Annotated in this window: 9 protein-coding genes and 1 pseudogene; 3 read left to right on the top strand and 7 right to left on the bottom strand. The window is 62.8% G+C overall.

Features of this window, described 5'->3' with window-relative positions; genetic code table 11:
• Positions 1 to 4: 4 nt before the first annotated feature.
• The 3 genes and pseudogenes from C4K39_RS32260 to C4K39_RS17920 form a co-directional block, all read right to left on the bottom strand.
• A complete protein-coding gene (locus C4K39_RS32260; RefSeq protein ID WP_437179387.1) occupies positions 5 to 727 on the bottom strand; it encodes a methyl-accepting chemotaxis protein in 723 nt (240 codons plus the stop codon).
• A 180-nt stretch (positions 728 to 907) separates the two neighbouring features.
• Positions 908 to 1981: pseudogene (locus tag C4K39_RS32255) on the bottom strand (Cache 3/Cache 2 fusion domain-containing protein); the annotation flags it as partial.
• Positions 1982 to 2174: 193 nt separating this feature from the next.
• Entirely contained in the window at positions 2175 to 3095 is a 921-nt protein-coding gene (locus tag C4K39_RS17920; protein WP_068577721.1) for a LysR substrate-binding domain-containing protein, read from the bottom strand.
• Between the two features lie 151 nt (positions 3096 to 3246).
• Here C4K39_RS17920 and C4K39_RS17915 point away from each other — a divergent pair, with 151 nt between their 5' ends.
• Positions 3247 to 4644, top strand: coding sequence for a NorM family multidrug efflux MATE transporter (locus C4K39_RS17915; protein WP_068577720.1), 1398 nt, complete (start codon positions 3247 to 3249; stop codon positions 4642 to 4644).
• Between the two features lie 50 nt (positions 4645 to 4694).
• On the opposite strand, the gene C4K39_RS17910 is transcribed toward C4K39_RS17915, so the two are convergent.
• Positions 4695 to 6368: a putative bifunctional diguanylate cyclase/phosphodiesterase gene (locus C4K39_RS17910; RefSeq protein ID WP_124347104.1), complete on the bottom strand. Its 1674-nt coding sequence runs from the start codon at positions 6366 to 6368 to the stop codon at positions 4695 to 4697.
• Positions 6369 to 6636: 268 nt separating this feature from the next.
• On the opposite strand from C4K39_RS17910, the gene rep reads away from it, so the two are divergent.
• Entirely contained in the window at positions 6637 to 8646 is a 2010-nt protein-coding gene (gene rep, locus C4K39_RS17905; protein ID WP_068577716.1) for a DNA helicase Rep, read from the top strand.
• 56 nt (positions 8647 to 8702) lie between these two features.
• Positions 8703 to 9275, top strand: coding sequence for a xanthine phosphoribosyltransferase (locus C4K39_RS17900; protein WP_068577713.1), 573 nt, complete (start codon positions 8703 to 8705; stop codon positions 9273 to 9275).
• Between the two features lie 13 nt (positions 9276 to 9288).
• On the opposite strand, the gene C4K39_RS17895 is transcribed toward C4K39_RS17900, so the two are convergent.
• From C4K39_RS17895 to C4K39_RS17885, 3 genes are all read right to left on the bottom strand, one after another.
• Complete coding sequence (locus C4K39_RS17895) at positions 9289 to 11211, bottom strand: acetyl-CoA hydrolase/transferase C-terminal domain-containing protein (RefSeq protein WP_124347103.1); 1923 nt, start codon at positions 11209 to 11211, stop codon at positions 9289 to 9291.
• 136 nt (positions 11212 to 11347) lie between these two features.
• Positions 11348 to 11764, bottom strand: coding sequence for a c-type cytochrome (locus tag C4K39_RS17890; RefSeq protein ID WP_068577709.1), 417 nt, complete (start codon positions 11762 to 11764; stop codon positions 11348 to 11350).
• Positions 11765 to 11946: 182 nt separating this feature from the next.
• On the bottom strand, positions 11947 to 12495 hold the full coding sequence (locus C4K39_RS17885; RefSeq protein WP_011064206.1) for a cupin domain-containing protein: 549 nt from the start codon (positions 12493 to 12495) through the stop codon (positions 11947 to 11949).
• Positions 12496 to 12528 lie beyond the last annotated feature (33 nt).

The raw sequence follows: 12528 nt of genomic DNA, 5'->3' as shown, positions 1-12528 counted from the left end.
GCAGTCAACGGAAGCGGTCGACTTCGTGGCGCAGGTCGGCGGCCAGGGCTTCCAGCTCACGCGCGGTGACGGCCAGGTTGGACACCACCTCGCGCTGCTCGCTGTTGGCCTGGGCAATGCTCTGCAGGTTGCGGCTCAGGACCGTGGCGGTGCTGCTCTGCTCCTGGGTCGCGGTAGTGATCGCGGCGAACTGTTCGCCGGCACTCTGGCTCTGCTCGTCGATCAGGGCCAAGGCCGACGCCACACCAGCGTTGCGCGACAAACCTTCCTGCATCAGGCGGTTGCCCTGCTCCATGGTCTGGATGGCATTGCCGGTTTCCTGCTGGATGCTGTTGATCATCTGCGAGATTTCCGCCGTGGCCTCGCGGGTGCGCGATGCCAGGTTGCGCACCTCATCGGCCACCACCGCAAAACCGCGACCCTGCTCCCCGGCGCGGGCCGCCTCGATGGCCGCGTTGAGGGCCAGCAGGTTGGTCTGGTCGGCGATGGCGGTGATCACCCCAACGATCCCGCCGATTTCCTGGGAGCGCTGCCCCAGGGTATCGATCACGGCTGCCGTGCTGCCCAGGGCCCCGGCGATCTGCTCAAGCGACGAAGAAGCCTGCTCCATGGACTCACGACCGATATGGGTCTGCTCGGCATTTTCCTGGGCCAGGCGCTGGGTACTGCCCATGTTGTCGGCGATGTTCAGCGAAGTAGCGCTGAACTGTTCTACCGCCCCGGCCATGCTGGTGATTTCCCCGGATTGCTGTTCCATGCCTTCGTAGGCCCCGCTGGACAGCCCGGACAACGCCTGGGCCCGGCCACTGACCTCGGTGGCGGAGCGACGGATGTGCTCGACCATGGTCGACAAGGCCTCGCCCATCTGGTTGAAGCTGCGGGCCAGCTGGCCGATCTCATCGTGGCTGGAAACATTCAGCCGCGCGCTCAGGTCGCCACCGCCCAAGGCCTGGGCCTGGCGCACCAGGTCGCCCAGGGGCGCCAGCTTGCTGCGCAACAACCATACCGTGGCTCCCACCGCCAGCAGCATCGCCAGCAGGCTGCCAATCACCAGGCGTAGCCCAACGCTCCAGGTCACCTCACGGATCTCGGCCTTGGGCATGCTCGCCACCACCGACCAGGGACCATCGGCAAAAGGCACCGCCAGGCTGTAGAAGTCCTCGCCTCCATCGCTCCAGAAACGCCCCTTGCCCGGCTCCTTCGCCACGTCCACCAGGAGCTGCGCGGCCTGGTCCAGGGCTTGTACGCCAGCCGGCGGCACCAGCCATTTGTGTTGCTCGTCGAGCAGGGCCAGGGAACCACTCTGGCCGATGCGGAAGCGCTTGAGGTTGGCGAACTGGGCGTTCTGCGCGTCGGTGTAGTCGAAACCCACGAACAGCACCGCGATTACCCGACCACTGCGGTCCATCACCGGGGTGTACTGGGTCATGTAGAAACGCTCGAACAGCAGCGCGCGGCCAACGTAGCCCTGCCCGGCCATGAGTTTCTGATAGGCCGGATGGCCGTGGTCGAGCAGGGTGCCGATGGCGCGGCTGCCATCCTGCTTGCTCAGGGAAGTGCTGACACGGATGAAATCGTCACCGCTGCGCACGAACAGGGTCGCGACCCCGGCGGTCATCTGCTTGAACTGGTCCACTTCATCGAAGTTGTTGTTCAGCACCACGTTGCCCAGGTGCAAGCCAGGAGTCTGCACCCCGGCCACGGTCACCGGCTCGTCGGGGTGTAGGCTCAGGCCGCTGCGAAAACGGTTCTCGAACAGGCCGCTCAGGCGCTGGGTACTCTCGCGCAGGCTGCCATGGAAGGTATTGAGCTGGTCCGCCAGCAGGCGGGCTTCACTGGCCAGGTGTTCTTCACGGGTGTCGAGGTTGGCCGAATCCAGCGAACGCAGGGCAAAAAGAGTACTGCCACTGATCACCAGGGCGAGTACCAGGGCAAGGGCAAGCCCTAGCTGGGAGGCTATCCGGGCACGGGGTTGGGACATGATGGCTCCTGGCCGAGAAGGCGGATCATCCTGATCAAGTGGCACGCTCGGCAGCAATAATTCCAAGATTTTCTAATGAGTTAGGACCTTCCTGAACGCTGGTTCCATATCCCAGGATTCGGCGGCATCCGGCAATACTTGAGCGGTTTGCAAGGATATATCTCACAGCCTGCCAGCCAGGGGCTTCAACGTTTCAGCCAAGACGCTCCACAGCTGGCAATTGCATGGCCCCAACCTCCCCTTGCAGGAAGTCGCTCAGGCGCCGCAGGCGTTCGCCACCAGGCCGGGTCCTGGGCCACACCAGATAGTAGTCCAGGCCACTGGCCACCGCCGTCGGCCAGGGCAGGCTCAAGCGCCCTTGGGCCACGTCTTCGGCCACCATGAGCAAGTCGCCCATGGACACGCCGTAGCCCCGTGCGGCGGCGATCATCCCCAGCTCCAGGGTGTCGAAGACCTGCCCGCCCTTGAGCGAGACCTGATCGGCCAACCCCATGTGCTCGAGCCAGCTGCGCCAGTCACGACGATCCGGGGTCGGGTGCAGCAACTCGGTGCTCGCCAGGCGCGCCACATCCCAGGGCTGGTCGTTGAGCAGGTTCGGCGCGCCCACAGGGATCAGCAGTTCCGGGAACAGGCGGCTGGACTCCCAGTCAGCGGGAAAGTGGCCGTTGCTCAGCAGTACCGCGCAGTCGAAAGGCTCCTGGTTGAAATCCACCGAGTCCACATCCATCCAGGCACTGGTGAGTTGCACCTCGTTGCCCGGTTGCAAGTGGCGAAAGCGACTGAGCCGCGCTAGCAGCCAGCGCATGGTCAGGGTCGAGGGCGCCTTCATGCGCAGGATGTCGTCTTCGGCCCGCAGGGTGGCGCAGGCCCGCTCCAGGGCGGCGAACCCCTCACGCACCCCCGGCAACAGCAGGCGCGCGGCTTCGGTCAACAAGAGGTTGCGTCCGCTACGCTGGAACAACCGGCAGGCGAAATGCTCCTCCAGCGTGCGCACATGGCGACTGACAGCACTCTGGGTAATCGACAGTTCTTCACCGGCCCGGGTGAACGAGCTATGCCGGGCTGCGGCTTCGAAGGCCCGCAGGGCATAGAGAGGAGGTAGACGACGGGACATGGACAGACTCCGGCAGCGCAATGCAGCCAAGCTACCAGAAAGCGCTTCGCATGAGTTTTTATCATGTCAGCACGTATTTTTATCCCTTTGTGCTATGGGCCAAGAGCGCCGAGAATCAGCGTTCTTCCCGCTTTCCACCTGACCGAGCCTGATGACCATGCAGCATCCAGCACGTACCGAACTCTGGGCCATCCTGCGGCTGGCAGGGCCATTGATCGCCTCGCAGCTGGCCCATATGTTGATGGTCCTCACCGACACTTTGATGATGGCCCGCCTGAGCCCCGAGGCGCTGGCCGGCGGCAGCCTGGGCGCAGCCAGCTACTCCTTCGTCTCGATCTTCTGCATTGGCGTGATCGCCGCGGTAGGCACCCTGGTAGCGATCCGCCAGGGCGCCGGCGATATCGAGGGCGCAGCGCGCCTGACCCAGGCCGGCTTGTGGCTGGCCTGGCTGATGGCCCTGGTAGCCGCCTTGCTGCTGTGGAACCTCAAGCCGCTGCTGTTGCTGTTCGGCCAGACCGCAAGCAACGTCCAATCAGCCGGTCAGTTCCTGCTGATCCTGCCCTTCGCCTTGCCCGGCTACCTGAGTTTCATGGCCTTGCGCGGCTTCACCAGCGCCATCGGCCGGGCCACGCCAGTGATGGTCATCAGCCTGGGCGGCACGGTGGCCAACTTCCTGCTCAACTATGCGCTGATCACCGGTATGTTCGGCCTGCCGAAGCTCGGCTTGGTCGGTATCGGCCTGGTCACCGCCATCGTCGCCAACTGCATGGCCGTGGCACTGGCCTGGCATATCAAGCGGCACCCGGCCTATACCGCCTATCCCTTGCGCCAGGGCCTGTTCCGGCTCAATACCCAGTACCTGCGGGAGCTGTGGCGCCTGGGCCTGCCCATCGGCGGTACCTATGCCGTGGAGGTCGGATTGTTCGCCTTCGCCGCCCTGTGCATGGGGACGATGGGCAGCACCCAGCTGGCGGCACACCAGATCGCCCTGCAGATCGTTTCGGTGGCGTTCATGGTGCCGGCGGGGGTTTCCTACGCCATCACCATGCGCATCGGCCAGCACTATGGCGCCGGACAGCTATTGGATGCGCGCCTGGCAGGACGGGTCGGCATTGCCTTCGGTGCGGTGGTGATGCTGGGGTTCGCGGTGGTCTTCTGGCTGCTGCCCAACCAGTTGATCGGGCTGTTCCTCGACCATGATGACCCCGCGTTCGCCCCGGTGATCCAGTTGGCCGTCAGCCTGTTGACCGTAGCGGCCTGGTTCGAGCTATTCGACGGCACCCAGACCATCGCCATGGGAGCGATCCGCGGGCTCAAGGATGCCAAGACCACCTTCCTGGTGGGGCTGGGCTGTTATTGGCTGATCGGGGCGCCCTCGGCCTGGTTGATGGCGTTCACCCTGGGTTGGGGGCCGACCGGTGTCTGGTGGGGCCTGGCCCTGGGCCTGGCGTGCGCAGCCATCAGCCTGACCCTGGCCTTCGAATGGCGGATGCGCCGCATGATCAAGCATGAGCCCGTGGTGCCGGCCATGGGCCTCCAGGCCGATTGAATCGGCTGCCGGCTCCCTGGTTCCAGGGTTGCCGGCACAGCTCATGGTCCCTAGATGACTTCTTCCTGGCCCAGGCGCTGGCTGCTGCCGAAGGTCAGGTATTCCACCAGTTCGGCCAGCGGCAGCGGCTTGCTGATCAGGTAGCCCTGGGCCTGGTCACAACCGAAATCGCGCAGCAGCGCCAGTTGTTCGGCGGTTTCCACGCCTTCGGCCACCACGTCCAGATTGAGGTTGTGGGCGAGGTTGATCATCGCGTGGACCAGCTTGCGATTCTCTTCACGCTGCTCCATGCCGCCGACGAAGCTCTTGTCCACCTTGAGCAGGGCAATCGGCAGGCTGTTGAGATGGACGAACGACGAGAAGCCCGTGCCGAAGTCGTCCAGGGAAAAGCGCACCCCCAGCCGCCCGAGTGCGTCCATGGTCTGCTTCACCAGGTCGCTGCGGCGCATGACGGCGGTTTCGGTCAGTTCGAATTCCAGCCACTGCGCCTCGACCCCACGCTCACTGATCAAACGGCTCAAGGTCGAGAGCAGCTGGCTGTCCTGGAACTGGCGAAACGACAGGTTGACCGCCATGTGCAGTGGTGCCAGCTCGCGCTCGCGCAAGGCCTGCATATCGCGCAGGGCACGAGAAATCACCCAATAGCCCAGGGGTACGATCAGCCCGCTCTGCTCGGCCAGGGGCACGAATTCGCTGGGCGGCAGCAACCCACGCTCGCCATGGCGCCAGCGCACCAGGGCCTCGAGGCCGACGATCTTGCCGTCGTGCAGGTTCAGGCGCGGCTGGTAATGCAACTCCAGCTCGTCGCGACGCAGAGCCCGGCGCAGTTCGCTTTCCAGGTCGGCCAGGCTGCGGGCATTGCGGTTGATCCGCTCGTTGAAGATATGAAAGGTACAGCCCTGGGTACTCTTGGCTTGCTGCATGGCGATGTGCGCATGCCACATCAGCGGGTCGGCGCCAGCATGGGCGCGGGCATGGGCGACCCCCAGGCTGCAACCGATCAGCAGGCTTTCGCCGTCGATCCAATAAGGCTCGGCCATGGCCTCGGTGATACGTTCGGCGATCCATTCGGCGCGCTGTGGAGCGCGACGTGTATCGATCAGCAAGGCAAATTCGTCGCTGCCCAGGCGGGCCAGCTGGTCACCGGCCTCCAGCTGGCTCTTGAGCCGCGAGACCACCTGCAGGATCAGGCGATCGCCGGCCTGGTGCCCCAGGGCATCGTTGGCATGGCGAAAGTTGTCCAGGTCCAGGTGCCCCAAGGCCAGGCCGCGCCCGTCGTTTTCCGCAAGGCGCGCGGCCAGCAGGGTCTGGAACCCCTGGCGGTTGGCAATGCCGGTCAGCGGGTCCTGCTCGGCCAGGCGCTGCAAGGTGCTTTCCAGCAGCCCGCGCTCACGTACATGGCGCAGGCAACGGCGCAAGGCATCGGTGCTCAGGCACGAACCCACCAGCCAGTCACTGACGCCTACCGGAGCGACTGAGGGCTCCTGGTCCAGCAACAGGACGGTGGGCAGGCTGCAACGCCCGGGGCCGGGCTGCAGGTGTGGAATGGTCAGCAAGACCGCGTTGCGGTCGTCTTCGAACAAACGACTGACAGACTCCCAGCTGGAAGCACTGATCAATACCACCGAGTCTCCCAACGGAGCGACACACTCGCGCAACAACGCTGTCCACACAGGCTCTTCAGCCAGTAGCAGCAAACGCAAGGGTTCGACAGGCTTAGACAAGCTAGCTCCCTAGACTCTGCAAAAAAAGTTGGCGGCGGGCATTATGGCGCGCAAACGGTCAATATCAATTGATAGTGATTATCATACGCAATTTCTTGTACCGCTCTAACTCGAACATTAGACGCATATTCAGCGCGCATCCTGAGGGAAAGTATCAAAACCGGCAAATTTAGATAGCGTTATGCGTCACAAGTCGGAGAGACGCAGCAGAATCCGTCCATCCTGTTAAAATGCCCGCCCTTTTCGTCATCGACCCCTTTTTACCGTCATGTCCCGACTCAATCCCCGGCAGCAAGAAGCCGTGAACTACGTCGGCGGCCCTCTTTTGGTGCTCGCCGGTGCCGGCTCCGGCAAGACCAGCGTGATCACCCGCAAGATCGCTCACCTGATCCAGAACTGCGGGATCCGCGCCCAGTACATCGTCGCCATGACCTTCACCAACAAGGCGGCGCGGGAAATGAAGGAGCGGGTCGGCACCCTATTGCGCAGCGGCGAGGGTCGCGGCCTGACCGTCTCGACCTTCCACAACCTGGGCCTGAACATCATCCGCAAGGAGCATGTGCGGCTGGGCTACAAGCCGGGCTTCTCGATCTTCGACGAGACCGACGTCAAGGCCCTGATGACCGACATCATGCAAAAGGAATACTCCGGGGACGACGGCGTCGACGAGATCAAGAACATGATCGGCGCCTGGAAGAACGACCTGATCCTGCCCGCCCAGGCCCTGGAAAATGCGCGCAACCCCAAGGAGCAGACCGCGGCCATCGTCTACACCCACTACCAGCGCACGCTCAAGGCGTTCAACGCGGTGGACTTCGACGACCTGATCCTGCTGCCGGTAAAGCTGTTCGAAGAACACGCCGACATCCTGGAAAAGTGGCAGAACAAGGTGCGCTACCTGCTGGTGGACGAGTACCAGGACACCAACGCCAGCCAGTACCTGCTGGTGAAGATGCTCATCGGCACGCGCAACCAGTTCACCGTGGTGGGCGACGATGACCAGTCGATCTATGCCTGGCGCGGCGCACGGCCGGAAAACCTGATGCTGCTCAAGGACGACTACCCATCCTTGAAAGTGGTGATGCTGGAGCAGAACTACCGCTCCACCAGCCGCATCCTGCGCTGCGCCAACGTGCTGATCTCCAACAACCCCCACGAATTCGAAAAGCAGCTGTGGAGCGAGATGGGCCACGGCGACGAGATCCGCGTGATCCGCTGCAAGAACGAGGATGCCGAGGCCGAGCGAGTGGCCATGGAAATCCTCACCCTGCACTTGCGCACCAACCGTCCCTACAGCGATTTTGCGATCCTCTACCGGGGCAACTACCAGGCCAAGTTGATCGAGTTGAAGCTGCAGCACCACCAGGTGCCTTATCGCCTGTCCGGCGGCAACAGCTTCTTCGGTCGCCAGGAAGTGAAAGACCTGATGGCCTACTTCCGCCTGATCGTGAACCCCGATGACGACAACGCATTCCTGCGGGTGATCAACGTGCCGCGCCGGGAAATCGGCTCCACGACCCTGGAGAAACTCGGCAACTACGCCACCGGGCGCGGTATCTCGATGTATTCCGCCACCGAGGAAATCGGCCTCGGCGAGCACCTGGACAGCCGCTTCACCGACCGCCTGGCGCGCTTCAAGCGCTTCATGGACCGGGTCCGCGAGCAGTGCGCCGGCGAGGACCCGATCGGCGCCCTGCGCAGCATGGTCATGGACATCGACTACGAGAACTGGCTGCGCACCAACAGCTCCAGCGACAAGGCCGCGGACTACCGGATGGGCAACGTCTGGTTCCTGATCGAGGCCCTGAAGAACACCCTGGAAAAGGACGAAGACGGCGAGATGACCGTCGAGGATGCCATCGGCAAGCTGGTCCTGCGGGACATGCTGGAGCGCCAGCAGGAAGAGGAAGACGGCGCCGAAGGGGTACAGATGATGACCCTGCACGCCTCCAAGGGCCTGGAGTTTCCCTACGTGTTCATCATGGGCATGGAAGAGGAAATCCTCCCCCACCGCTCCAGTATCGAAGCCGATACCATCGAGGAGGAGCGACGCCTGGCCTACGTGGGCATCACTCGGGCGCGCCAGACCCTGGCCTTCACCTTCGCGGCCAAGCGCAAGCAGTACGGCGAAATCATCGACTGCGCGCCAAGCCGTTTTCTCGACGAACTGCCGCCGGACGACCTGGCCTGGGAAGGCAACGACGACACGCCGACCGAGGTCAAGGCCGTTCGCGGCAATAATGCTTTGGCTGATATACGCGCGATGCTAAAGCGGTAAAATCGACTATTTTTTAACAGACCCTTGGCCCCATAGCGGCCATTAGAGGAAGCTCCGTGGAAGCACTGCACCAGAAAATTCGCGAAGAAGGCATCGTGCTTTCCGATCAAGTATTGAAAGTCGACGCCTTTCTGAACCATCAGATCGATCCGCAGTTGATGAAGTTGATCGGCGACGAATTCGCCAGGCTGTTCAAGGACTCGGGCATCACCAAGATCGTGACCATCGAGGCCTCCGGCATCGCTCCAGCGATCATGACCGGCCTGAACCTGGGTGTACCGGTGATCTTCGCTCGCAAGCACCAGTCCCTGACCCTGACCGAGAACCTGCTGTCGGCCACCGTGTACTCCTTCACCAAGCAGGTAGAAAGCACCGTGGCTATTTCGCCACGGCACCTGACCAGCAGCGACCGCGTGCTGATCATCGACGACTTCCTGGCCAACGGTAAGGCTTCCCAGGCCCTGATCTCGATCATCAAGCAGGCCGGCGCCACCGTGGCCGGCCTGGGCATCGTGATCGAAAAGTCCTTCCAGGGCGGCCGCGCCGAACTGGACTCCCAGGGCTACCGCGTGGAATCCCTGGCGCGGGTCAAATCCCTGGCCGGCGGCGTGGTCACTTTCATCGAGTGACCAGGCACCAGGCTCACGGCTGACGGGTGGCCTGCAGGCCGGCCAGCAACAAGCGCTGGTACAGGTCTTCACGCAGGCCCTCGGGCTGTTCCAGCCCCATGCGCTCCAGGTGTTCGGGAAACGCCCCGGGCTCCGGCGCGTCGAAGGCCGCCTTGCCCAACTCGAGGATCTCGCTGAGCTTGAACTTGCTCTTGAGCCAGTTCAGCGCCCGCAGCAGATCACGCTCCTGAGCGGTGAAATCACTGCCCAGCGGATACTCTGGGAACAGATGGCGATGGCGCGCCTGGATGTCCAGCAAGCGCTGTGGGCTGTTATCGGCAAAGCGCGGATCCAGGCGGAAGTCCCTGGGCAGCTTGCCGGCTTTCTGTGCCTGCTCCATCAATCCTGGCTGGAAGCGTGAGTCGCTGATGTTGAGCAGCGCCTCGATCACCTTGGCATCGGACTTGCCCCGCAGATCGGCGATGCCGTACTCGGTGATGACGATGTCCCGCAGGTGCCGCGGGATGGTGCAATGGCCGTACTCCCAGACGATGTTGGAACTGACCTCCCCTGCCGACTCCCGCCAACTGCGCAGGATCAGCACCGAACGGGCATCCGCCAGGGCATGGCCCTGGACCACGAAGTTGTACTGCCCGCCCACACCGCTCAACACCCGCCCATCCTGCAACTGATCGGACACCGCGGCGCCCAGCAAGGTCATGGTGAATGCGCTGTTGATGAAGCGTGCATCGCGACGCTGCAGGCGCTTGAGCTCTTCGTGGCCATACAGCTCGTTGATGTAGCTGATGGCGCTCATGTTGAATTCCGCCAGCTTGTCCTGGGGTAGCTCGCGCAAGCGCTGGTAGAAACTGCGTGGCCCCAGGAAAAATCCGCCATGGATCGAGACCCCGCCTGCGGTGGCCGGGTCCAGGGTGCCGGTATTGGCCTGGCGCTGCTGCTCCACGCTGGGGTAGACCTTGCGTCGCACGATCCCGGCATCAGCCAGGGCCAGCAGGCCGTTGACGAACATTTCGCTGCAGCCATAGAGCCCCTGGGCAAAGGGTTCGACCCCACCTTCGCGATCGATCAACGACTGCCAGTAGCCCACCTGCAAGTCTGCGAGTACAGCACGATAACCATCGTTATCCGCCTGGCGCGCCAGCAGCGCTGCCGTCAGCGCATCCCCCATGGAGCCGATGCCGATCTGCAAGGTACCGCCGTCACGCACCAGGGTGCTGGCATGCAGGCCAATGCAATGATCCTGCACGCCTACCGGCATGTTGGGCGTGGAAAACAGCGTGCTGCATTCGTCTTCATCGATCAGCAGGTCAAAGTCCGCGGCAGCGATCTCGGCATCGCCCGGCATATAGGGCAGGTCGCGATGAACCTGGCCGAGCAGCAGGATGGTCTCCCCGGCGTCGCGCCGCTTGGCGATCATCGGCAGCATGTCCAGGGTGATGTCCGGGTTGCAGCTCAGGCTCAGGCACCCTGGCTGTTGCGGATGACGCGCCACGAGCTGGGCGACCAGGTTCAGGCCTGCGGCATTGATGTCCCGGGCGGCATGGCTGTAGTTGCTGCTGACATAGTCTTGCTGCGCCACGTCACTGTGCAGCAGGCTGCCAGGTTGCATGAAGAACTGCTCGACACGGATGTTGGCTGGCAGGTTGTCGCGGTGCAGGGCGGCGAGAAAATCCAGCTCCGGGTAATCACCGAACACCCGCTCGACGAAGGGCTCCAGAAAGCGTCGCTGCAAACCATCGCCCAATGCAGGCCGGCCCAGGCTCAAGGCGGTGTAGAGGGTCAGCTGGCGTTCGGGCAGTTGGGCAACCCGACGATACAGGGCATTGGCGAAGCGGTTGGGCTTGCCCAGACCCAGGGGCATGCCCATGTGAATGTGTTGCGGCAAACGAGCGAGCACTTCATCCACCGCACGCTCGATAGAACAGGATTGCAGCATCGGACCCTCCTGGAACCATCCGTGAATTGGGGTTGGACCGAGCTTGCCGGGAGTTTGCTGCATTGAACAGGGTGCAGGTCAAATCGCGCCCACAAAAAAGCCGCTCGCAAGCGGCTTTTTCGCTGCAGATGACCGCTTATTTCAGGCCGGACATCTTCTGGATGGCGCCCTTGAGCTCCTCATCGGAGCAGTCGGCGCAGGTGCCTTTCGGAGGCATGGCGTTGATGCCGGTAATGGCCTTGGCCAGGATGCCGTCGAGGCCACCTTGATGATCGGCGCGCTCTTTCCAGGCAGCGGTATCACCGATTTTCGGAGCGCCCAACAGGCCGGTGCCGTGGCAAGCGTTGCAGTGCTTGGCGATCACGTCGTCCGGAGATTTCGCCCCACCGCCGCCACCTGCGGAGGCAGCGACTTCCATCCCCTTGCATTCTTGCCCCTGGACACAGACCTGGCCAACCGGCTCGAGGCGCTTGGCGATATCGTCGTTGGTCGCAGCTTGAGCGCTGACTGCCCAAAGGGCCAATACGGTTGCTGGTGCGGCCAGCATTTTCATAATTAGGTTCACGCGTACACCCTCAATGGTGGCTAGTCACGCCTGCGGCCACGGTTTCGCAGGCGGGCGAAAGTATAACGGTTAGCCCGTCACACTGAAACAACCCCAAAGTCGAAGGGGTCTTGATCGCGGCGAAATGTCGCTGGAGGACTCTCTGCAAACCTTGCAGGACGCCTCTAAACCTAGAAGTTGGCTGGCGTGGCTGCGCTGATTAGTCGCGCCGGAACATCGAATGGGTTACGGAAACGGTGTGGCTTGGTGCTTTCGAAGTAGTAGCTGTCACCGGCTTCCAGGACAAATGTCTCCAGGCCGACCACCAACTCCAGGCGGCCTTCGAGCAGGATTCCGGTTTCCTCGCCATCATGGGTGAGCATCTCTTCGCCAGTGTCGGCACCGGGCGGATAGATCTCGTTGAGAAAGGCAATCGCGCGGCTCGGATGGGCCCGACCCACCAGTTTCATGGTCACGGCACCATCGGAGATGTCGATCAGTTCATGTGCCTTGTAGACGATCTGAGAAGGTGTTTCCTGGAGGACCTCTTCGGAAAAGAACTCCACCATGGACATGGGAATACCGCCCAACACCTTGCGCAACGAGCTGATCGAAGGGCTGACACTGTTTTTTTCGATCATTGAAATGGTGCTGTTGGTGACGCCCGCACGCTTGGCGAGTTCACGCTGGGAAAGACCTTTCAGTTTACGGATGGATTGCAGTCGTTCACCGACGTCCAATGCGGCAGTCTCCTAGGCGGGAATCAGGCGTTG

The organism is Pseudomonas sessilinigenes, from assembly GCF_003850565.1.
GTDB classification, from domain to species: domain Bacteria; phylum Pseudomonadota; class Gammaproteobacteria; order Pseudomonadales; family Pseudomonadaceae; genus Aquipseudomonas; species Aquipseudomonas sessilinigenes.
Note: the sequence above shows the minus strand (reverse complement) of the source record. Positions and strands in the feature narration are given on the sequence as shown.

Bases quoted from the DNA above. Each gene is read 5' to 3' on its own strand.
- C4K39_RS17920 (WP_068577721.1), bottom strand. From the start codon at position 3,095: ATGTCCCGTCGTCTACCTCCTCTCTATGCCCTGCGGGCCTTCGAAGCC.
- C4K39_RS17890 (WP_068577709.1), bottom strand. From the start codon at position 11,764: ATGAAAATGCTGGCCGCACCAGCAACCGTATTGGCCCTTTGGGCAGTC.
- C4K39_RS17915 (WP_068577720.1), top strand. From the start codon at position 3,247: ATGACCATGCAGCATCCAGCACGTACCGAACTCTGGGCCATCCTGCGG.
- C4K39_RS32260 (WP_437179387.1), bottom strand. From the start codon at position 727: ATGGCCGGGGCGGTAGAACAGTTCAGCGCTACTTCGCTGAACATCGCC.
- rep (WP_068577716.1), top strand. From the start codon at position 6,637: ATGTCCCGACTCAATCCCCGGCAGCAAGAAGCCGTGAACTACGTCGGC.
- C4K39_RS17895 (WP_124347103.1), bottom strand. From the start codon at position 11,211: ATGCTGCAATCCTGTTCTATCGAGCGTGCGGTGGATGAAGTGCTCGCT.